This is a genomic window from Streptomyces sp. Go-475 (assembly GCF_003330845.1).
In the GTDB taxonomy this organism is placed as follows: domain Bacteria; phylum Actinomycetota; class Actinomycetes; order Streptomycetales; family Streptomycetaceae; genus Streptomyces.
In genome coordinates, this window is the sequence record NZ_CP026121.1 from 557,338 (window position 1) to 577,834 (window position 20,497).

Consider the following 20,497-nt stretch of genomic DNA (forward strand, 5'->3'; position numbering starts at 1 on the left):
TGGGTGACAGCGGCTCGATCACCGCCCACGACTCGTCGTCGACTTCCCACGGCTTCGGCGGAGCACCCCGCACCCCCCGGATCAACGGTTGCGGAATGATCCAACCACTTCGAAAATTATTCGTCAGGAGTTCTGAGCCTTGATTATTCGTCGGGAGTGCTGAGCCTTGATTGCTGCGGCCCGTCGACGATCAGCACGGTGTCCTTGCGGAACCGCCGGCGCGGCTGCAGCGCAAGCGCCGGTCCCAGGTGGTCGGTGATGCGGTCGGCAGTCGACTTGGACACCCCGAACATCGGCGCCGGTTGGCGCAAGGTCAGGTTCGTCCGCCAGTAGGCGGCAACCAGAAGCACGCGGTTTTCCAAGGGCAGGCTCCACGGCCGGCCCTTGCGCACCGGGTCCGCGCCCTCGCGCCGTAGTGCGGTGATCAGCTTGCTGAACTGCCGCGGGCTCAGCCCGGTGAACGGGGCTATCCAAGACGGCTCCGACGTCGTGATCACTGCCGGCATATCGAGATCGTTTCATTTGCCCGGAGCCCCCGCTTACTGGAGCCCGCTTCCTGCCGGAATTCCGCTGGGCCATCTCGCCATCGGCCAGTACCGTGCGAGGAAGGATCAAAGGGGGTGAGCTGTGCGCCCGGTGCTGTTGGTGGATGTGGACGGACCTCTGAATCCGTATGCCGCGAAGCCGCACCGACGGCCTGAGGGATACGAGACGCACCGGCTGCTGACGCCTCGCTGGGAGGCCGCCGAGCGGCGTCGGCTGACTGAGTGGGGGCTGCCCAACAAGCCGGTGAAACCGCTGCGCGTGTGGCTCAACCCCGGTCACGGCCCGGCATTGCACGCACTTCCCTTCGACCTGGTGTGGGCGACGACGTGGGAGGAAGAAGCCAACGCTTTCGTCGCGCCGGTCCTGGGACTACCCGAGCTGCCCTTCATCACCTGGTCCTCACCGCGGGCCGAGCCCGGCGGCGGTGTGTTCTGGAAGACGCCGGAGATCGTCGCGTGGGCCAAGGGCCGGGCGTTCGCCTGGATCGACGACGAGATCACAGACGCGGATCGCACCTGGGTGAAGGAACACCACGATGGTCCCGCCCTACTGCACCGGGTCGACCCTCGATGCGGCCTTGCCGTCGACGACTTCACTGCGCTGACGGCATGGGCGACCGGCCTGGACTGACTCCACGGCCAATCGACAGCCGCCCGCCACGCCGTTCCACACGATCATTGCGGGACAGCTCTTAGCGCCGTGGACAGTGCCTCCCACCACTGACGGCCGGTCCTCGTCGTCCTGAGCTGATCCGCGCAGTCATTCCGGCTTGGCCGTGCTCGCCGCTGTCTCGTCCGGCCCCGCAACGCTTGCCGTGCCGTCCGCCGTGACGAAGGGCTCCTGACCGGGCTGCCGTGCGCCGACGCATGCGAGGGTGAGCGCGGCGGTCACGGCCAGGACGACAACGGCGGCCCCCGAGAGCAGGAAGGCGTTCTCGACTCCGGCGAGGGTGATGGCGGTCGAGGCCACGAAGGGGGAGATCGCCAGGGCTCCTGCCACTCCGGCCTCCCACAGGCCCGGCGACACCGAGGAGGAGGCCGTACTGGCCGCCTTGTCCCACGACGGCGACCAGTCCGACGGTCAGGAAACCGTTGGTCAGGGCGAGGGCGAGCACGAAGGTCACGATGACCACGAGGACGTCGGGAGCGGCCCGCACGGCTCTCAGTCCCGCGCTGAGATCGGACCACAGCCCCGTCTGAGCACCGGCCGGGGCGGGTCGGGTCACGCGGATGGCGGCCACGGCGGCCGCCGAGCCCAGGAAGGTCAGCCCGTTCACCACCAGCGCCGACTGCAGCGAGCCGAAGGCCAGCAGCGGCGCGAGCATGAGCGGGCCGACGAAGAAGGCGGCCCGGAAGGCGACTTGCAGCAGTCCGTTGGCCTGCTGGAGGCGGTCGTCCGGCACGATCTGCGGGACGATGGCGTTGCGGGCCGGGGCGAACGGTGCGCCGATCAGCGCCAGCAGTGCCGTGGTCGCCACGAGCAGGGGCAGGTTCAGCAGGTCGAGGGAGAGCAGGACCGACGCCACGGCCACCACGGCGACCCGGGCCAGGTCGGTGGCGATCATCAGCTTCCGGCGGTCGCGGCGGTCGGCGTACGACGCGACGACGAAGGTGGCCACGAACGCGGGCGCGAACGCGGAGACACTGACCAGGGCGACGGCCGTGGGGTCCTTCGTCAGTGACCAGGCCAGCCAGGCGGTCGCGGCGGTGTACAGGCCGTCGCCGAAGCGTGAGATGCCCTGGCCGGCGAAGAGAAGCAGGAAGTTGCGGTCCCTGAGCAGTGACATGCCGCCACTGTCGGGTCCCTTCGGCGGTCTGATCCACTTATTAGGCAGATGGCTAATCAGTCACGCTCACTGTCGCCGTACAGGAAGTTTTCCAGGCTGGGGGTCACGCCCGTCACCTGTCCGGGCGCGAGTCGGTACAGGACGTAGTAGCCCTCGCGGCGGCGCTCCAGCAGGCCCGCGTCCGCCAGCACCCGCAGGTGCTTGGACAGGGCCGCCTCGCTGACGCCAACGAGCGGGGCCAACTCCTGTGTGCTGCGCGGGCGTTCGGCGAGCAGTCGCAGGGCGCGCAGCCGGGTGTCGTCGGCGAGCGCGCGGAGCGTGCCGACGAGCCGGGTCGGCGGAATCCTCGGGCGGGCTTCCCGGACGATCGAGGAGACGGGGAAGACGAGCCCGAGGGGCCACGGACCGTCGCAGTTGACGCGTACGTGCGGCCACACATAGGCGCTGGGGGCGAGCACGAGTGTGTCGTCCGGGCCGATGGCGACCTCGTGGTCGTGCGGCCGCTCCAGCCAGAAGCGTTCAGCGCGCGGATCGCTGCGCACCTCCGGCCACAGTCCGCGGAGCATCCCGTACAGGCCGCGTTCCTCGATCTGGCGTCCGGCCTCACTGACGCCGGCGGCGAGTTCGGGTTCGAGCCGTGCCCATTCCTCCTCGAACGCCTCCCGCCAGTAACGCTCCAACATGCTCAGGAACCGTTCGAGCAACGCGCCGGGGTCGTCGAGGAGCATCTCGGCCATCGCTTCGTCGCTCTCCCTGGCAACTCGCTCCCGCAGCAGGTGGCGTACCTCCGGTTCGTCAAGCACCTGCGGCTCCCTGCCCTCGCCACCGCCGGGCCACGGCATGAGCAGGGGGACGGCGAACTCCAGCCGGACAAGCTCCGGATCCGCCCCGCGCAGGACGGCCAGTTCGTCTTCGAAGTCCGCCAGTTGGCCGGTCGGCTGCGGAAAGAGGAATTCGGGGAAGTACGAGCGCACCGCGTAGGAGAACACCTCGATCTCCCGCTTCAGCGCCGGGGACAGCTTGCGCATCGCACGCACCCAGCCGTGCTGGACGGGGTGGTGCTTGGGCTCCACCAGCACATGGAGACTCAGTACGGCTTCCATCGTCGGCGAGTAGGCGAACCCCACCCGCTCCGCACCGCCGGCCGGGACCCGGAACACGATCGTCATGACCCGTCATCCTCGCCTCACGGCGTCCTCGACGGAAGACACGCCGCGCCCCGGGACGGCTTCTGCACCGCTTACCTGCGCGCGGCGGACGTCCCTGCGGCGAGCGAGAATCGCCGCAGGGACGTCCAGCCGCTCGAGTACTTCCGCATCCCGTCGATCACCTGTCGGTGTTCACGCGAGCGCCCGCACCGACCCTAGAAGGAGCACATCATGCGATGGTCACGTGATCGGAGGGACAGCCGGCGCCAAGGTTCTTGAGGCTGCCGGAACCCGTCCAATGAGGTGCACCCAGTCCGGGGTTGTGCGAGAAGCAGGCCGCCTTCTCAGCGGAGAACGCGTTCGCGCTGCGCATGGTCGGGTCCATGCCCATGCGTCGGTTCCTCGGGTTCTTGCCGAATCCACTACCGCAGGAGTTCCTGGAACAGCTGAACCAGACGAGCCACACCCTTGCATGACGGAGTGAGCGGACAGGCGCCGTCGCGCCGTTCACGGCCGGTGCGTTCAGGTCCGCTGCTGCACGGCCACGACGGTCAGGAGCACGCCGGGCAGGGCATGGGCCGCGTCGGCGTTGTAGATGTCCAGGTTCGGGTTGTGGTGGACGAGCCCGCCGGGGCCAGATGCGGTCAGGTCGAGACGCACTTCCGAAGGGCTGAACCGACTGGACTTGAAGGCGGCCGCGACTGCTGCGGCCGCCTTCACACCTCTGCTTACGCTCGGACCCAGCGCTGGTTGGCGCCGGTGTGGCAGTTCCACACGATCACCGCAGCGCCGTTGGCGGTGCTGGCGCCGTCGACGTCCAGGCAGAGTCCGGTCTGGACGTTTCTGACGGTTCCGTCGGTGTTCACATTCCATTGCTGGTTCGCGCCGCCGGTGCAGTCCCAGATCCGTGCTCGGGCACCGGAGGCGGCGTTGCTCGGCACGTCCAGGCATCTGCCCATCACCCGCAGGGTCTGTCCGGTCTGGGTGAACTGCTGGTTGGTGCCGGTGTGGCAGTCCCAGATGATCATCTGGGCGCCGTTGGACGAGTTGGCACCGCTGACGTCCAGGCATCGGTCGGCGGACTGGCTCCGCAACCGGAACGCGGTCGGGTCCGGAGGAGTCGGGTTCGGGCCAGCGCCCGTGAAGAAGCTCCAGACCTCTCCCTTGACCCAGCTCCTGGCGCCGCTCTCACAGCCGGCGCACCCGTCCACGGGGCCTTGCTGGTGACCTCCGTCGAACGCGGCCCAGACGACCGGATACCCCTCTCGGCAGCCCGAGTAGGCGGTGGTGATGTGGGTGCGGCTGCCCTGCGCGGGCTCCGGCGGGTTCTGCGGAGTGCAGCCGTTGTTCCTGACGAACCTGTCCCGCATGCCGCGACCGGCGCCGATGTTGTCGTTGATGCCGTGGATTCCCATGTACGCGAAGGGCTGGGTGCCCCCGCTGCACCCGCTGATCCCCCCGGGCGCGGCTATCGCGGCGACCGCACGGAAGACGTTCGGCCTGGCACATGCGAGGGCGTAGCTCATGGCTCCGCCGTAGCTGAACCCGAGGGCGAAGCGCTGCGTGGTGTCGACACAGAGGTCGTTGTCGATACGCCTGATCATGTCGTCGACGAAGGTCACGTCCTCGCCGCCGGAGTTGCCCCAGCCGTTGTTGAGGCCCTGCGGAGCAACGAAGATCGCGCTGTTGTTCGCCAGTCGGCGGAGTCCGTAATGGGCATAGACATCGCCGTCGCTTCCGCCGCCGGCGACCTGCCCGGCGGTGCCACCCAACCAGTGGAAGCCGAAGACCAGTCGGTATGGGCGGGTGTTGTCGTAGTTCTCAGGGATGCTCAGGATGAAGGAGCGGCTCTTACCGTTGCTCTGAATCGTGTGCGTGCCGCTCGTCAGTGTGGGGGCACGTCCGCACCCGGCGGTCCCCGCAAGGGTGGGGGTGGCCCCGGCGGTGGGCGACGTGTCGGCCGCGACGCTGACTCCTGCCCCGCCGGCCATGGCCAGAACGAGCAATGCCGCTGACACGGCTCGCCCGAACAACCATCTGTGGATCGACATCATGCGACTCCCTCGCTGCTCGGTGACAGGGCTCTGACTGGTCGGTGGGACCGCTGTGCGCCCTGGGGCTGGATGCGGTCGAGTCGGAACCGCTGATTGGTGCCGCCGGTGGCCGTCCACTGGGAGATGCGGGCTCCGTCGGCGGTGGATGCCTCCCACACGTCCAGGGCGAGGCCGCTCTGCCGGTTGACCAGACTGACCACGCCACCGCCGTGGTCGACTGTCCGCCACTGCTGGCCGGCGGTGTCGGTGTCCGGCTGCTGGGTGATGTCGGCGCCGCTGCCGCTACCGGCGGCTTGCAGGAACAGACCGCTGTGCCCGAGCCGGATCTTGTAGTGCCCGCCGTCGGAGGGCAGGAACTCGAAGTGCTGGTTGGGACCGGCGGTGATCTGCCACTGGATCAGCCGCGCACCGGCGGCCGTGGACGCACCGTTGATGTCGGCGGCCTTGCCGCTGTGCTGGGCCACCAGCCGGTAGGCCACGCCGGCCTCCACCGGACCCGACCTGAGTGCGGACGCGCGGTAGGTGCGGCCGGCCTGGCCGGCGAACTCGATGAGATCGGCCTCCAGCCGCTTCGGCTGGACCGGCTCGCCGCTCGATTCGTCCTTCAGTGTGAAGTCGCCGGCGAAGATCCGGCTGCGCACCCGGACGGCACCGGTTCGGTCGGGTGTGACGACGCACTCGATCCGGCTACTGCTCCATTCGGCGCCGACGGTGTGTCCGCCGCGGCCGCGCAGTCCGCTCACGCGCCCGGTGGGCCAGGCGGCCGGCAGCGCCGGCAGCACGTGCAGTTCGCCGTTGTGGCTCTGCAGCAGCATCTCCGCGATGCCCGAGGTGGCGCCGAAGTTGCCGTCGATCTGGAAGGGCGGGTGCAGGTCGAACATGTTGGGCGCGAGCCGGTCCGTCCGCACCAGGTCCCGGATCAGCTTGTGGGCGCGGGAGCCGTCCTCCAACCGTGCCCAGAAGTTGATCTTCCACGCGAGCGACCATCCCGTCCCGTCGTCACCGCGCAGCTCCAGCGTCCGCCGCGCGGCCTCGTGCAACTGGGGTGTCCCGCGCTTGGTGATCTGGTTGCTCGGATGCAGACCGTACAGGTGGGAGACGTGCCGGTGAGTCCGCTCGGTCTCCACCCAGTCGGCCAGCCACTCCTGGACATTGCCCCGGGAGCCGACCCGCGTCGGCGCCAGCCGGTCCCGGGCCGCCAGTGCCTGAGCGCGGAAGCCGGCGTCCACGCCGAGGACTTCGCCCGCGCGGACGACGCTGTTGAAGAGGTCGCGCAGGATCTGGTTGTCCATGGTGGGCCCGGCGCAGACGGTGGCGTTCGCGTGGTGAGCGAGCTCCGGAGAGTTCGACGGGTTGGTGACCAGGTGTCCGAGCATCGGGTGGGCGACCAGGGTGTCGAGGAAGAACTGGGCGGCGCCCTTCAGGGCCGGGTAGTTCGAGCGGAGGAAGTCGGTGTCACCGGTGAACAGGTAGTGGTCCCAGATCAGGGTGGCCAGCCATGCGCCACCGGTCTGCCACATCCCCCACCGCGCTTCGTCGACGACCGAGGCGCCCCGCCACGCGTCGGTGTTGTGATGCGTCACCCAGCCGCCGGCGCCGTACTGCGCCTGGGCCACCCGGGCACCGGTCACGGTCAGGTCGTCGATCATGTCGAAGACCGGGAGGAAGCATTCGGAGAGGTTCGTCGTGTCGGCGGGCCAGTAGTTCATCGGCAGGTTGGCGTTGATGGTGAACTTCGAGTCCCAGGACGGGGCCATCTGGTCGTTCCAGATGCCCTGCAGGTTCGCCGGCTGGGTGCCCGGCCGCGAGGACGAGATGAGCAGGTACCGGCCGAACTGGAACAACAGGGCGGAGAACTGCGGGTCGTTCACCTGCGCGTGCTGTGCGATGCGTACGTCGGTCGGCTGGTCGGCCGCCGCTGTACGTCCCAGATCGACCGACACCCGGTTGAACAGCGCCTGATAGTCGGCGCGATGCCGACTGCGTAGTTCGTCGATGCCTACGTTGCGGGCAGCGTTGAGGCGGCTGCGCGCGATCCCCTGGTAGTCGCCGTCGACCTTCCGGAAGTCGACGTAGCTGGAGCCGATCGACACCAGCACCGTCACGCTGGTGGCGCCGGAGACCCGCAGCGTGCCGCCCGCGCTGCTGACCGTGCCGCCGGTCACGGCGGCGTGGGCCAGGGCGAGGAACCGGACCCGCCCGGTGATGCCCTCCATGGTGGCGGAGGTGCCGTCGAGGGCGATCGTGGTCCCGTCCGGGCTGGACACGGTGGTCCGTTGTGGACTGTCGAACGTGGCGGTGAAGGTGAGGGAGTTGGCCCGGTCGGCCGTCAGCCGGACCACGATCACCTGGTCGGGTGCGCTGGCGAACACCTCACGCTGGTACCGCACGCCGTTCAGCGCGTAGGTCGTGACGGCCGTGGCGGTGGTGAGGTCCAGCGTCCGGTTGTACTGCGACGCACCGGTGGCGCTGCCGAAGGCGAGCCGAAGGTTTCCGACCGGCTGGTAGGCCAGCTGTCCGGCCGGGCTGCCCAGCATCGTCTGATTGATCAGGTCCTGTGCCGGCCCCCACTGGTCCGCGAAGACCCGCCGTCGGATCTCCGCGAGGCTGGCCGCGCCGCGGGGGTTGGCGGAGTCGTACGGGCCGCCGGCCCAGACGGTGTCCTCGTTGAGCTGCAGCCGTTCGGTGTCGACGTTGCCGAACACCATCGCGCCCAGGCGTCCGTTGCCGATCGGCAGTGCCCGCAGCCAGTCCGTGCCGGCCGGCTTGTCATACCACAGGGCGAGGTCGTCGGCGGCCCGAACCTCCGGAGGGGCGGCCGAGCCGGCCCTGGCAGTGGCCGTCCACCCACCCGGCACGATCCCTGCTCCAGCCACCGCCCCGGCGGCGAGAAACCGTCTGCGTGTCACCTCGGACATGTCGTTCTCCCTTCACGGGCCGGAGCAGGTCGCTGACTGGGGTGATGACGAACCGCCGGTGAGAGAGGCGACGTCCGCACGCCGGCTTCTCCGACGAGCCGCAGGCCGTTACGCCATCGGCTCGGCCGCGGACGGCGGTCACCGTCCACCGTGTCCGCCGAGTCGGGCGTCGCGTCGCGCGGCAGTGTTCTGGGTCTGCCATTTCTGGTTGTCGCCGCCCCAGCACGCCCACAGCTGCACCTTGAAGGTGGCGGTGTTCACGTCGAGGCAGAGGCCGGAGTGAACGTTGCGGACGGTGCCGTCAGTGCCCACCGTCCAACGCTGGTTGTCGCCGCCGTTGCACGCCCACGTGCCGACCACGGTGCCGTTCGTCGTTCCGCTGCTGTACGCGTCCAGGCACTTCTGGCCCCCGAGTGCGGTGATCTGTCCGCCGGCCGTCAAGGTCCACTGCTGGCCGACCGAGTTGGCGCAGGTGGACACCTGGACCTGGATGTTCGCCGTGGTCCCGCCGGGGATGTCCAGGCAGCGCCCGGTGCCGACGTTGCGCAGCGGGCCGGTCGGGGCCGGGGCGTCGCCGTCCAGGCCCCAGCCGTACCGGAGGCGCTCGCGGCCGCTGGCGCTGGGGGTGCTGAGCGTGAGGTTGGTGCCGGTGCCGTGCAGTTTCTGCATGGCATACCAGTCGTCACCCTGGCCGGCGCGTATCTTTCCACCCAGCCCGGGCCAGTAGACGGAGCCGATCCGCAGTTCCCGGAGCACCGTGGTGGTGGCCCGGAAATAGCGCACGAAGTTGTCGGTGCTGCCGGCGTCGTGGTAGTTGAGCCCGGTGTCCATCGGCGCGCCGAACTCGTCGACGACAGTGCGGTCGGCGCAGGAGCCGATCGCGTTCCGCAGGTACGCCACCCACTGGTCGTAGGTCTTCGCGCCGCTGAAGAACGTGTAGTGGTGCAGCGACAGGAACGTGCCGTCCAGGCGGCGGTCGGCGCACATGGACTTGATGTCGGTGTTCAGGCCGGCGCCGCTGACGAAGACGCGGTTCCGCGGAATCGACGGGCGGCCGCTGATCCAGTTGCTCACCACGTTCGCCCACTCGCCGGCGCTGTGCCCGCCCGGTTCGTTCATCGGCTCGAAGTAGACAAGACTGTTGGTGCCGTACCGGGCGAGCACGGTGTTCCACATGGTGTCGAAGGCGCTCGGGTTGACGATGCGACCGTCGCGGGCGGCCACCCCGTCCTCCCAATAGGACAGGACGACCTTGAATCCCCTCGCGGTGGCCGCGTCTATCGCGCCCGTGTACGCGCTCCACCAGTTCGTCCCGACTGTGTAGGTGTTGATCGGGAGCCGAACGGTGTTGGCGCCCAGGTTGTTCTCGAAGCCGGTGTAGACGGCGTTGGCTTTCGCCACGACCGTCTGGTAGCTGTCGGAGCCGCTCAACCCGTGCAGGACCAGCGGTCCACCGTGGAAGTTGTCACCGAGCCGGGCCCAGTTGACGCCGCGGAACTGGGCGGTGTCGGCGGCGGCCGGCGAGGCGCTCTGGGGTTCGACGACCGCGAGCGCGCCGAGGGCGGTCAGCATGCAGGCGAGCGCCCGGGCGACGTGGCGCCGGCGATGGGTGTGGGGCATGGTCGTGCCTTCCCGATTGGCGGTGTGGTCACGTCTGCGCTGTGCGGGGCCTGTCGACGTCGACCGCCTGCCGGCAGCCGGGCGAGCCGGCGCGGAGCTTGCCCTCTCCGCGCCGGCCCCCTCCCAGATCGCTCGCGCAGCGAGCATGTCAGCGTCATGTCGCTGCCGTGGCGCCTGGAAAGCCTCGCTCCCCGGCTTCGCCCGGTTCTCCGGTCAGCAGGTGGAGTTGGTTCGCGTTGCGTGGTTGATGGCGGCGATGCGCAAGAATGTGCTTCCGCTTTCGCGTCGACGACTAGAAGATGACATATTGCCATGGTCCATTCAAGAGAGAACCGTCGATATATCTGGGCCTGAGCCGTTGTTCAACCAACCGGAGAAGCGGGACTATTAACGGCCACCCCTCATAACGTTTTCAGGCGGCTAATTGATGCGGCGAACCCGTGTGAATCGCGGCAGTTTTCGTTATCGGCGGCCGGCTTGAACAGTCGCCGTCGCAGTCGCCGTGGTTGCCGAAAAGCAGGGCGCCGTCAACCGAACGCGAAGACCTGGGTGCCGACTAGCGGCCTCGGCCGGCTCGGCTCCCCTCACGACGGCGTTCTCGGCCGCCCCGGCGAGCGCACGTTTGTCGAGCACCGTGGCCGACCGCGCCGGCGGGACGGGGAGCAACGCCAGGGCGACGATCAGCCGCTCGAGGGGTACCAGTTCGTCGGCGGCCCGGCCGCAGTCCGCGCAGGCTCTGGTGTGCCGGGTGATGCGTTTACGCCACAGCGTGCTCGGTACGCCGTCCCAGCCCCCCAGCGCGGCGGTCAGCCGTGGGCACCGGGGGCTGGCTTCCAGCGCGGCGACGAGTGACCGGCTCAGCTCCAGCTGGTTGCGCATGCGCTGGACGCGCACAGCCGCGTGAGCCACGCTCGTTCCCAGCGCCGCCGCGAGCTCCGCCCTCGTCAGCCGGCCCGCGGTCTCCAGCCACCACAGAGACAGCAGCGCCCGGGCGTCCGGGTCGAGCCATCGACTGGCGCGTACGGTCTTTCGGCGATGACCGGACAGCTCGACGTGGATCAGGGCCAGGTTCTCGGCGTCGGCGTCCGGCGGGTCGGTCATCTCGTCGAGGGGGGCCGTCCGTTCGGCGTCCGCCTGCCGTCGGTGCAGGTGGGTGCTGATCTGTCGTGTCGCGATCGTGGCCAGCCAGGGCCGGAAGCACTCCGGGGCGCGCAACGTACGCAGCTCGGGAAGGACCCGCAGCATCGTCTCCTGCACCACGTCGTCGACGTCCGCGAGCTCACCCATCGCCCTGCGCACGATCGCGTACACCAGCGGCAGGTACGTCGCGGCCAGGTCGTCGAGCGCTCGTGGATCGCCGGCCTGTGCGGCGACGACCAGGCTCGTCTCGTCGGCTCGGCCGGCTCGCATCACGAGCCCATCCACGTTGCCTCGGGCAAGGCCGCCCCAGGTTCCGCGCACGTCGCCACCCTCGGATCCGCACGCACGATCGACTCGGGCGCGGCCGGCTGGTAATCGGCCCATCATCGCCCCAGCCATCCGCCATCAACGGGAAGAGCGATGCCGTTGACACGGTCCGACGCCAGGAAGGCGAGGAACACCGTGGCCCCGGGGAGATCGTCGGCGCGTCTCCAGCGACCGGCCGGGATCCGGCCAACGAACGCCTGGTTGCGCTGGGGGTCCGCGCGTAACGCCTCGGTGTTGTCGGTGGCGACGCAGCCCGGTGCGATGGCGTTGACGTTGGCGCCGCGCCCGCCCCACTCCTTCGCCAGGGCCGGCGCGTCGGCGACCCGGCTCTCGATCTCGCGGGTGCGGGTTCCGCGGTGGACAACCGCTTTCATCGATCCTCCATCCCCATAGTGTCGAACGTCCCTTCCGCGGTGTACCGGTATGGTCCAGGGGTGACCGCGAGCAGCCGCCGGCCGGCCTGCTCCGGCCGTATGTGCGGTCCGTCGGGGGCGTGTGCCGTTCGCTGACGGGCCGCTGTGATCACCGTTTCGTCGATCCGGATGCCCAGGCCCGGCGTGTCGCCGAGCACGAAGGCGCCGTCCTCGACGTGCAGGTCCATCGCGACGCCGATCGGCGGCCGCAGGCCCTGCAGTTCGCTGACGAGGTGGTTGGGCACCGACGTCGCGGCGTGCAGCAGCGCGACAGGCGTGTTGCCGATCGGGCTGACCGGCAGGTCGTAGGCGTGCGCCAGCGCGGCGACACGCAGGAAGTGGGTGACTCCCCAGACCGCGGCCGTCTGGACGATGTCGACGCCTCCCGCCGCGATCAGCGGGCGGAACTGCTCGAGGCCGGTGAGGTTCTCCCCACTGGCGACGGCCGTCCGTACGCCACGGCTGACAGCGGCCAGGCCGTCGGCGTCCCAGCGCCGGACCGGCTCCTCGATCCAGGTCAGGTCGAGTGTGCGTTCCAGTTCACCGACGTGGCGTACCGCCTGCTTGCGGCTCCAGCACTCGTTCGCGTCCAGCATGAGCCCTGGCCGCCTCCCGTGCGCGGCCTCGGTCAGTACCTCGCGTACGAGAGACAGCCGGTGCCGGTCACGCTCGATGTCCAGACCGCCCTTGAGCTTCGCCGCCCGCAGACCGCGTTCGGCATAGACCTGGTAGGTGGCGACGAGCTCGTCGTCGGTGAGGGCGATGTCCAGGCCGGAGGCGTAGGCGTGGACCATGCGGTCGTTGCCGCCGAGCAACCGCCACAGCGGCTCACCCACGGCCTGTGCCTTGATGTCCCACAACGCCGTGTCGAACGCGCCGATCGTGCCGAACACCACGCCGGCATGCCCGGCTTTGAAGGTGTGCCGCAGCATGCGGTCGTAGAGGGCGGTCACCGCGCGCGGGTCCTGGCCGTCGATGGCGGCGAAGATCGCCTCGGCTTCCACGTGCGGTCCCAGGCCGACTCCGGTGATCCCCTCGTCGGTCTCGACGACGACGACCGGCACGGGCACGACGCCGTCGGCGTAGACGCCGTTGGCGTCACCGACAGGTCGGCCCCATCGCTGTGCCGTCGTCAGGGTTCTGTACCCGGTGACGCGCATACGTCATCCCTTCGTCGCGCCGGCCGTCACGCCGTCGGCGATCTGGCGCTGCAGGAACAGGTAAGTCACCAACACGGGGAGCCCGGCGATCAGGACACCGGCTGCGAAGGTGGGGATGTCGGCGGAGTACTGGCCGCGCAGTGAGGTGATGCCCACCATCAGCGTGCGATGGTCGGCCGACGGCATCATCAGCAGGGAGATGAGCACGTCGTTCCAGCAGAACAGCGCGTCGAGGATGCCCACCGACAGCAGTGCCGGGGCACCCATCGGCAGCATGATCCGCCGGTAGACGCCGTACAGGGTGTTGCCGTCGATCCGGGCGGCGTCGACGAGCTCGGTGGGCACCGCTCGGTAGTAGCTCGTCATCAGGAAGACGGTGAACGGCAGGAACTGCGCGACGTAGGCGAGGACCAGCCCCGGATAAGTGTCGATGAGACCGCCGTCGGCCATGATCCTGGCCAGCGGCACCATGATCACCTGGAAGGGGATGAACAGTGCCGCGAGGCAGACCAGAGCCAGCGCGGACGAGCCACGGAACCGCACCTGGGCCAGCGCGAACCCGGCCATGGACCCGATGAGCAGCAACAGCGCCACGGCGCAGGCCACCACGATCACGGAGTTGAGGAAGTACCGCCCCATGCCGTCGCTGTTCCACGCGGCGCTGAGGTTGTCCCACCTCGGAGTGCTTGCCAGGGAGAACCGGTCGAGGACGTACTCCCGGCGGGTCTTCATCGCGACGTTGGCGGTGAACAGAAGCGGGTAGATCGTGCCCAGGGCGAGGAGCGCCATCGGCACGGCGACCAGCCATCTGCTCGGCCCCAGGCGGGACATCAGTCCTCCCTCCCCGCCCGGCGCAGCAGGCCGACCTGCAGCAGGCCCACGACCAGCATGACGAGGAAGAGGACGGTGGACGCGGCCGACGCGAGCGCCGGGCGGCTCATCTGCCCCTGCTGGACCCAGATGTAGTACTCCGGCAGGTAGGTCGACCCTTCCGGGCCGCCGCTGGTCATGACGTAGAGCAGCCCGAACATCGAGGTGAGCATTCCGATCATCGTGGTGACGACGACGAACTGGATGGTGCGGGACACACCCGGGATGATGACGTGCCAGATCATCCGCGCGAGCGAGGCGCCGTCGACCCGGGCGGCGTCCAGGAGCGCGGGGTCCAGGGTCGAGAACCCGGCCAGGAACACCACCAGCGCCATCCCTGACGTCGCCCAGATGTGCACGCCGACGACGGTGAACATGGCTACGTCGGGATCGCCGAGCCAGTCCACCGGGCCGAGCCCCGAGCCGCCGAGCACGGCGTTCAGCGGACCGTCGAAGGCCAGGAGCAGGTTGAAGATCGCGCCGACGATCACCGGTGAGAGCACAGCCGGGAAGAAGTAGACGCTCCGGAAGATCCGGTGTCCTGGCACCCGCAGATAGATGAAGGTGGCGAGCAGTCCCGGGATCGCGACCGCGACCGGCAGCAGCAGTACCAGCAGTCCGACGTTGCGCAGCGCGGTCCGGAACAGCGGGTCGTCGATGAGCTCCGCGTAGTTGTCGAACCCCACCGTGGCGCCGTTGTGTTCGCCGTCACCGGTGAAGGAGAAGTTGACACCCAGTCCCAGTGGCCAGAGCCGGAGCACCACGATGATCAGGACGGCGGGAGCGACCAGGATGTAGGGGGCGAGGCGATCGGCGCGCCGGCCGCCCCGGACTCGCGGAGCCTTCGGCGCAGGGCCGCGGCCACCTACCGCCTCACCTGCCGGCGCCCCGTCGGGCCGCCCTGCTTGAGCAGCGCGGCCCGACGAACCAATGGGTGACATGGCCTCAGCCCGCCCGGTCGGATGCCGCCAGCTGCTCGACCGCCGAGTCGACCGTGACCGATCCGCTCAGCAGTTGCTGGGACAGCCGCCCCATCAAATCCACGGTCTTGGACGACAGCGCCACGTGCAGGGCGGGCTTGCCACGGTCGATCTCGGACACGATCGTGGCGACGGCCGGGCCGGCGCTCGAGACGTCCACGGTGCGGTCCGCCGCGATGGCGCCCGCGTCGGTGTGGAACGACTTCAGTGCGTCGGTCGAGCTCAGGGAGCGCACCAGGTCGGCGGCGACCTTGGGGTCCTTGGTCCGCTTCGCGACGGCGTAGCCGATGCCGCCGTCGTAGGGAAGGCGCGGCGTGGCACCGGCCGTGACGACCGGCGACTTCATGACGCCGACGTCGTCGGCGTCGAGGAATTCGGCGAAGTCCTTCCAGTGCCCGACGTCCGACATCAACCCGATGACGTGGGCGGCCTTGTTGGACTGGAACACCGCGAACGCGTCGTTGAACATCGCCGTCGAGTTCGCCCCGTCGTTGTTCAGGCCTTTGTCGTCGGCCTCTTTCCAGAGCGAGAAGACCCGCTTGACCGCAGGTGAGGACCAGTCCCGTCTGCCTGCGATCCAGTCGTCGTACTCCTTGGGCGACAGGACGCCCGAGCCGAGCCCGGACAGGAAGAACTGGATACCGATGCCTTCCTTGTTGCCCTGCGCGAAGCACCTGGCACCGGTCGCCTTGGTGATGGTCCGGCAGTCGGCGACGAACTCGTCCCAGCTGGTGGCCGGCTGCTCCGGGTCCAGCCCTGCCTTCCGGTAGAGCGACTTGTTGTAGTAGATCGGGTGACCTTGCAAGGTCACCGGAGCGGCGTAGGTCTTGCCGTCCTTGGTGAAGGCCTCCCACCCGGCCAGCCGCTTCCTGTCATCACGGACGTACTCGTCCAACGGCAGAAGGGAGTCCGCGCGGTCGCGGAGCTGCCCGCCGCCGTTGAAGAGCATGACGTCCGGCCCCTTGCCGGCTTGGATGGCGGCCCCGAGCAGGGTGTAGTACTGCTCGAACGGCTGCGCGACGAACTCGACCGTCACGCCGGGATGCCGCTTGGCGAAGTCAGCCTTGGCCTTCTTGACGTACGAGGACGCCGTGGCGTCGCCGGACTTCCAGTCCCAGACGACGAGTTTGCCCTGCGAATCACCGGACGCCGCATCCGGGTCGGAGGCGCTTCCGCAGCCGGCTAAGACAACGAGCCCGGCGACCAGGCTCGCCGACCACAGTGTTCGCTGCTTCATTGCTGCCCCACTCTCCTGAGGTGGCCGGCTGTCCGGCGATTGAGGTTGAGGAGGAACGCAACTCGTATGACGTATGTAACTCGTATGACGTATGACGTCAACCGGGTGTCGTATAGTAGGCCGGTATCCGTGGTACGGCACGGGTCCCGGGGGGTGTCATGACGGCAGTACCGCAGTCATCCGCAGGGACCTCTGGGGCTCCCGCTTGGAGTCGGCGCCCGGCGAACCTGGCCGCTGCGGTCACGGCTGAGCTGGTGGAGCGGATCGTCCGTGGAGTCCATCCGTCCGGTTCGCCGCTCCCCCCCGAGCCCGTGCTCTGCGAGACCTTCTCGGTCAGCCGCACCGTGGTGCGCGAGGCGGTGAAGATTCTTCAGGAGAAGGGGCTGGTGCAGGTCCGTCAGGGCGCCGGCACGATGGTCACCCCGCCGACGAAGTGGAACATGCTTGACGAGCTGGTCCTCGGCGCGACCATCGCCGAGGACGAGAGCCTGGCCATCCTCGATCACCTCGTCGCGACCCGCCGCGCGCTGGAGTCCGATATGGCCAACGTCGCCGCCCGCCTGGCGAACGCCGAGGTGATCGACCAACTGCGCGGTCTGGTGGAGCGCATGGACGAGCTCGTCGACGACCCCGCCTCGTACCACGAAGCGGACCGGGCGTTCCACGACACCGTCATGCAGGCGTCGGGGAACCGCATCGGCCGGGCCGTGGTCCGTTCGCTGGAGCGCCAGGTCATCGACTCGGCCCGTTACACGGGCCGAACCGGCCGCGCCTTCTGCGTCGCGTCCAACCACGGCCATCGGCGCATCTACGAGCGGATCGCCGCGCACGACCCCAAGGGTGCGGCCGAGGCGATGTTCACCCACATCACCGAAGCGTGGGTGGTGCGCCGCAGCGGGCCGGGCGAGCCGACCCCGCTGCGGCGTTAGAGGTGAGCCTCGCTCACGGCCGACGGGTCCTGCCGCGAGCGAGGCCGACGCATTCCGCTAGCGCAGTGCCCACTGCTGGTTGGTGCCGCCGTGGCAGGACCAGAGGATGATCCTGGTGCCGTTGGCGGTGCCGCCGGCGTTGGCGTCGAGGCACAGTCCGGAGTGGACGCCGGTGATGGTGCCGTTGGGGTTGACGTTCCACTGCTGGTTGTTCTGGTCGTTGCAGTCCCAGATGATGACCGCGGTGCCGTTGGTGGTGCCGCGTCCGCTGGCGTCGAGGCACTTGCCGCCGTGGACGGTCAGTTGTTTGCCGGCGGTGTAGGTCCAGGTCTGGCCGGTCGCGCCGGTGCAGTCCTGGAGTTGGGTCTGGGTGCCGTTGGTGGTGCCGGGGACGGTCAGGCAGCGGCCCGACTGCGCGCCCACGATCTGCTGACCCGTGGGCGGCGGGGTGGTGCCCTGCGGTCCGGCGGTCGCCATCACGTCCTGGGCGCCGGAAGGCCAGTTGCCATTGGTGACCGTGACGTTGCCGGAGACCACGTTGCCTCGGTCCCCGTTGGTGATGTTCGTGCTGCCGTTGGTCGACCAGTTGTTGGTGACGGTCCAGTTCCCCATGTTCTCGCCACCCCAGTAGTTGGCCGTCGCCCACGTACCGGTGTTCGAGAAGACATTGTTGGTGGCCGTGTAGTACTTCGAGCCCTCGTCGAAGTACACCCCGAAGTATCCGTTGGTCCGCTGGCAGTGGTTCCGGCTGATCTGCGCGCTCGGGTTCCATCCGAGGGTGTAGATGCAGCCGCCGTCGTTCATCTGCTGCATGACATCGTGGATGTAGTTGCCGATGAGCCGGTTGTTGGACGCGGTGGTCGGCGTCGTGTAGCGCGGCTGGTAGTTGTACAGGCCGCGGTTGGCGTAGTGGGTGCTGCCGCCCGCGTCGTTGGCGCCCCAGCCGTACCCGATCGACATGCCGGAGTACGGCATGTTGTAGACCTCGTTCTGGGCGACGGTGCTGTTGGTGACGTACGTGGTCAGGACGGAGACGATGCCCCGGTAGTCCGCCCCGAGGTCGTGGATGCGGTTGTTGCTGATCGTGATGTCCCGGTTGACCATGCGCTGGTCGCCGGGGTGGTGGGCGTCGGCGCGTACGCCGCCCACGAGGATGCCGCCGGCTGAGCTCCGGGCGATCTCCGACCGGGTCACCGTGATGTCGGCGGCGCCCAGGCCGACCCCGCTGGCGTGCGCGTTGGCGTCGTTGCCGATTCCGATCGCCGTCTGGCCCAGGTTGACGAACCGGGAGTCGCTGAAGGTGATGGTGTTGGCGGCGGAGACCTGCACGGCGGCCGGCATCTGCTGCCAGTGCGGCCGGGCGGCCTCGAACTGTGTGCAGCCGTTGTGGCAGGAGTCGAAGCCCGGCCAGTTCCAGTTGCCGGAAAGGTACGCGCCGGTCTGCTGGTCCACGTAACCCTGGTTGCTGCTGGGACCCAGCCAGCTCGTACCGGTGAAGGTGATCCCGCTGAACGTGATGTGGTGCGCCGGCTCGCTGTACGTGCCCCCCACGCTCACCAGCGACTGCAGCCTCGGCAGTTCCACGCTGACGGTGCTCATGTTCTGCCCGGCCAGGGGGATGTAGTACAGGGATCCGGCCGTGGGGTTCAGGTACCACTCGCCGGGCGAGTCCAGGAACTCGTACGCGTTGGACAGGTAGAACGGACCGGCCCGGTGCGGCCGCATGAGGGTGTCGTAGCCGAAGTTGTTGTTGTTCCACGCCGGCTGCTGCATCGTGATGAAGTTCCCGCTGATGCTCTGCACCGGCGAGTACCGGTCCGTGAAGGAGTTGACGCCCTCCACCTCGATCCGGCTCTGGTTCGCCAGGTTGTTCAGATAGCTCAACGCACCGCTGGAGAACCTCATTCCGGTGCTGGACGGCGTGAAGTCGGCTCTGTTCACCTGCGTGCGGGCCCGGGTGGCGACGGCGCCGTCGACGTAGAGCTGCCGGGCGTCGAGACCGGCGGGCACGTCGGCCTTCCAGATGTTCTTGGCCGCGTCGGCCACCGTCCAGCCGGTGACCGCCCGGGCGCCGGTGATCACCGGGCGCGCCGACGGGGCGGCCTGCCACACGACCGTGTGGCCGCCTGAGCCGGAGTCCTCCGCCGTCAGCCGAAAGGGTTGGGCCAGCCGGTACACACCGTCGGCCAACTGCACCACGATGTCGTCCGACATGGCGTCGTTGAGCGATCGCACCGCCGCCTGTGCGGCTGTCAGCGAGCACGGCTGCGCGCTGGAACAGTCGGTGCCGGTGCCGGACGGCGAGACGTACAGGGTGCGGGGAGCCGCGGACGCGGGCGCGGGGAACGCCGTCACGGCGGTCGCGGCTAAACCGACTGTGGCGGCTCCGGCCAGCAGCCGCCTTGGTATCGCGAGAGTTGTGAACACGTTTTCTCCTTGTGGGGGTTCCCGGGCCGAAGGGGATGACGGCAAGAGCGACTCCACCCCTGTCACCCGGTCAAGGGAGCGTTTTCCAGTCCACGCAGGACAGTTCGGAGGTACGACAACCCGTCACGGGCGAGGGCATCCTGCGACGGGGCGAGCGGCCGCCAGATCGAGGCCGCGGTGGCGATGGCCTCGTTCCGCGCGGTGAACGACTCGATGCACACCGCGCCGCCGTAGCCGGCCGTGGCCAGGCCGGCGAGGAAGCGCGGCCAGTCGAAGTGGTCGGCGCCCGGGGTGCCGCGGTCGGTGCCGCTGACCTGGACGTGCTTGAGGTGCGGACCAGCCGTGACGAGCGCCTCGTAGGGGTCGGCCTCCTCGATGTTCATGTGATAGGTGTCGATCATGAGGCCGACGTTCGCGGGCAGGCCGTCGATCAGCTCCACCGCCTGCTCGACGGTGTTGACGACGCTCGTCTCATAGCGGTTGAGGGCCTCGACTCCGATGCTCACGCCCCGCTCCCCCGCGTAGTCGGCCACTGGCCGCAGGGCGTGGCGGACGTCCGCGTAGCAGGCCGCGCGCTCAGGCGGTGACATGCGCCAGGTACGCCCCACCGCGGCGTAGACCGGGCCGCCGACGCAGGGCGCGCCGACGGCCACCGCAGTGTCCACACAGGTTTTCAGGTACGCCACGGTGGAGGCGACGGCCTCCGGCGGGGCGTTCACGAGGTCACGTCCGGGTGAGGTGACCGCACAGACGCCGACCGCGCGCAGGCCGTACGCCGCCAGCAGGTCCCGGGTGCGGGCCGGGTCCCCGTCGCCGGGTTGCTCGATCGGCAGCTCGACCGCGTCGAAGCCGAACGCGGCGATCCGCGGCACCAGTTCGGCCAGGGCCTCGTCGTCGACCGGCGAGGCCCAGACCCACGGGTTGACACCGATGGGGTACACC

The 20,497-nt window shown here is 69.0% G+C and carries 17 protein-coding genes and 1 pseudogene; 2 read left to right on the top strand and 16 right to left on the bottom strand.

Annotated features, from left to right (window positions below):
- Positions 1 to 179 precede the first annotated feature (179 nt).
- Positions 180 to 506 (bottom strand): annotated as a pseudogene (locus C1703_RS02595) (transposase family protein); the annotation flags it as partial.
- A 130-nt stretch (positions 507 to 636) separates the two neighbouring features.
- Between C1703_RS02595 and C1703_RS02600 the strand changes: the two are divergent.
- On the top strand, positions 637 to 1,176 hold the full coding sequence (locus tag C1703_RS02600; RefSeq protein WP_114257254.1) for a hypothetical protein: 540 nt from the start codon (positions 637 to 639) through the stop codon (positions 1,174 to 1,176).
- A 61-nt stretch (positions 1,177 to 1,237) separates the two neighbouring features.
- Here C1703_RS02600 and C1703_RS02605 read toward each other — a convergent pair whose 3' ends face one another.
- From C1703_RS02605 to C1703_RS02655, 13 genes are all read right to left on the bottom strand, one after another.
- Positions 1,238 to 2,332 carry an MFS transporter gene (locus tag C1703_RS02605; RefSeq protein ID WP_232840391.1) on the bottom strand — a complete coding sequence of 365 codons (1,095 nt, stop codon included), beginning with the start codon at positions 2,330 to 2,332 and terminating at the stop codon, positions 1,238 to 1,240.
- Positions 2,333 to 2,388: 56 nt separating this feature from the next.
- On the bottom strand, positions 2,389 to 3,501 hold the full coding sequence (locus tag C1703_RS02610; protein ID WP_114250337.1) for a DUF5937 family protein: 1,113 nt from the start codon (positions 3,499 to 3,501) through the stop codon (positions 2,389 to 2,391).
- 208 nt (positions 3,502 to 3,709) lie between these two features.
- Positions 3,710 to 3,871, bottom strand: a complete 162-nt coding sequence (locus C1703_RS38865; protein ID WP_157993075.1) for a hypothetical protein — start codon at positions 3,869 to 3,871, stop codon at positions 3,710 to 3,712.
- Positions 3,872 to 4,002: 131 nt separating this feature from the next.
- Entirely contained in the window at positions 4,003 to 4,140 is a 138-nt protein-coding gene (locus C1703_RS38870; protein ID WP_157993076.1) for a hypothetical protein, read from the bottom strand.
- Positions 4,141 to 4,208: 68 nt separating this feature from the next.
- Positions 4,209 to 5,534: a ricin-type beta-trefoil lectin domain protein gene (locus C1703_RS02615; protein ID WP_198678066.1), complete on the bottom strand. Its 1,326-nt coding sequence runs from the start codon at positions 5,532 to 5,534 to the stop codon at positions 4,209 to 4,211.
- The gene (locus C1703_RS02620) at positions 5,531 to 8,452 is read right to left on the bottom strand and encodes a glycoside hydrolase N-terminal domain-containing protein (RefSeq protein ID WP_114250338.1); all 2,922 of its coding nucleotides are present in this window, start codon (positions 8,450 to 8,452) and stop codon (positions 5,531 to 5,533) included. Before C1703_RS02620 ends, C1703_RS02615 begins: the two co-directional genes overlap by 4 nt.
- A 138-nt stretch (positions 8,453 to 8,590) precedes the next feature.
- Positions 8,591 to 10,072: a ricin-type beta-trefoil lectin domain protein gene (locus C1703_RS02625; RefSeq protein ID WP_114250339.1), complete on the bottom strand. Its 1,482-nt coding sequence runs from the start codon at positions 10,070 to 10,072 to the stop codon at positions 8,591 to 8,593.
- A 462-nt stretch (positions 10,073 to 10,534) separates the two neighbouring features.
- Positions 10,535 to 11,482, bottom strand: coding sequence for a sigma-70 family RNA polymerase sigma factor (locus tag C1703_RS02630; RefSeq protein WP_232840392.1), 948 nt, complete (start codon positions 11,480 to 11,482; stop codon positions 10,535 to 10,537).
- Between the two features lie 113 nt (positions 11,483 to 11,595).
- Complete coding sequence (locus tag C1703_RS02635) at positions 11,596 to 11,913, bottom strand: SDR family oxidoreductase (protein ID WP_114250341.1); 318 nt, start codon at positions 11,911 to 11,913, stop codon at positions 11,596 to 11,598.
- A complete protein-coding gene (locus tag C1703_RS02640) occupies positions 11,910 to 13,112 on the bottom strand; it encodes a mandelate racemase/muconate lactonizing enzyme family protein (RefSeq protein WP_114250342.1) in 1,203 nt (400 codons plus the stop codon). Before C1703_RS02640 ends, C1703_RS02635 begins: the two co-directional genes overlap by 4 nt.
- 3 nt (positions 13,113 to 13,115) lie before the next feature.
- Entirely contained in the window at positions 13,116 to 13,943 is an 828-nt protein-coding gene (locus C1703_RS02645; RefSeq protein WP_114250343.1) for a carbohydrate ABC transporter permease, read from the bottom strand.
- Positions 13,943 to 14,743 (bottom strand): sugar ABC transporter permease, encoded by an 801-nt coding sequence (locus C1703_RS02650; RefSeq protein WP_343236419.1) that lies wholly within the window; start codon positions 14,741 to 14,743, stop codon positions 13,943 to 13,945. Before C1703_RS02650 ends, C1703_RS02645 begins: the two co-directional genes overlap by 1 nt.
- Before the next feature lie 184 nt (positions 14,744 to 14,927).
- Complete coding sequence (locus tag C1703_RS02655) at positions 14,928 to 16,199, bottom strand: extracellular solute-binding protein (RefSeq protein WP_114250344.1); 1,272 nt, start codon at positions 16,197 to 16,199, stop codon at positions 14,928 to 14,930.
- 158 nt (positions 16,200 to 16,357) lie between these two features.
- Between C1703_RS02655 and C1703_RS02660 the strand changes: the two genes are divergently transcribed.
- Positions 16,358 to 17,128, top strand: a complete 771-nt coding sequence (locus tag C1703_RS02660; protein WP_114250345.1) for a FadR/GntR family transcriptional regulator — start codon at positions 16,358 to 16,360, stop codon at positions 17,126 to 17,128.
- A gap of 57 nt (positions 17,129 to 17,185) precedes the next feature.
- On the opposite strand, the gene C1703_RS02665 is transcribed toward C1703_RS02660, so the two are convergent.
- Entirely contained in the window at positions 17,186 to 19,483 is a 2,298-nt protein-coding gene (locus C1703_RS02665) for a ricin-type beta-trefoil lectin domain protein (RefSeq protein ID WP_232840394.1), read from the bottom strand.
- Positions 19,484 to 19,617: 134 nt separating this feature from the next.
- On the bottom strand, positions 19,618 to 20,496 hold the full coding sequence (locus tag C1703_RS02670; protein WP_114250346.1) for a sugar phosphate isomerase/epimerase family protein: 879 nt from the start codon (positions 20,494 to 20,496) through the stop codon (positions 19,618 to 19,620).
- Between the last annotated feature and the right edge of the window lies 1 nt (position 20,497).

What these genes read in the sequence shown, in the direction of transcription:
- C1703_RS02605 (WP_232840391.1), bottom strand. Translation starts at nt 2,332, where the DNA reads ATGTCACTGCTCAGGGACCGCAACTTCCTGCTTCTCTTCGCCGGCCAG.
- C1703_RS02610 (WP_114250337.1), bottom strand. Translation starts at nt 3,501, where the DNA reads ATGACGATCGTGTTCCGGGTCCCGGCCGGCGGTGCGGAGCGGGTGGGG.
- C1703_RS38865 (WP_157993075.1), bottom strand. Translation starts at nt 3,871, where the DNA reads ATGGGCATGGACCCGACCATGCGCAGCGCGAACGCGTTCTCCGCTGAG.
- C1703_RS02615 (WP_198678066.1), bottom strand. Translation starts at nt 5,534, where the DNA reads ATGATGTCGATCCACAGATGGTTGTTCGGGCGAGCCGTGTCAGCGGCA.
- C1703_RS02620 (WP_114250338.1), bottom strand. Translation starts at nt 8,452, where the DNA reads ATGTCCGAGGTGACACGCAGACGGTTTCTCGCCGCCGGGGCGGTGGCT.
- C1703_RS02625 (WP_114250339.1), bottom strand. Translation starts at nt 10,072, where the DNA reads ATGCCCCACACCCATCGCCGGCGCCACGTCGCCCGGGCGCTCGCCTGC.
- C1703_RS02630 (WP_232840392.1), bottom strand. Translation starts at nt 11,482, where the DNA reads ATGCGAGCCGGCCGAGCCGACGAGACGAGCCTGGTCGTCGCCGCACAG.
- C1703_RS02635 (WP_114250341.1), bottom strand. Translation starts at nt 11,913, where the DNA reads ATGAAAGCGGTTGTCCACCGCGGAACCCGCACCCGCGAGATCGAGAGC.
- C1703_RS02640 (WP_114250342.1), bottom strand. Translation starts at nt 13,112, where the DNA reads ATGCGCGTCACCGGGTACAGAACCCTGACGACGGCACAGCGATGGGGC.
- C1703_RS02645 (WP_114250343.1), bottom strand. Translation starts at nt 13,943, where the DNA reads ATGTCCCGCCTGGGGCCGAGCAGATGGCTGGTCGCCGTGCCGATGGCG.
- C1703_RS02655 (WP_114250344.1), bottom strand. Translation starts at nt 16,199, where the DNA reads ATGAAGCAGCGAACACTGTGGTCGGCGAGCCTGGTCGCCGGGCTCGTT.
- C1703_RS02660 (WP_114250345.1), top strand. Translation starts at nt 16,358, where the DNA reads ATGACGGCAGTACCGCAGTCATCCGCAGGGACCTCTGGGGCTCCCGCT.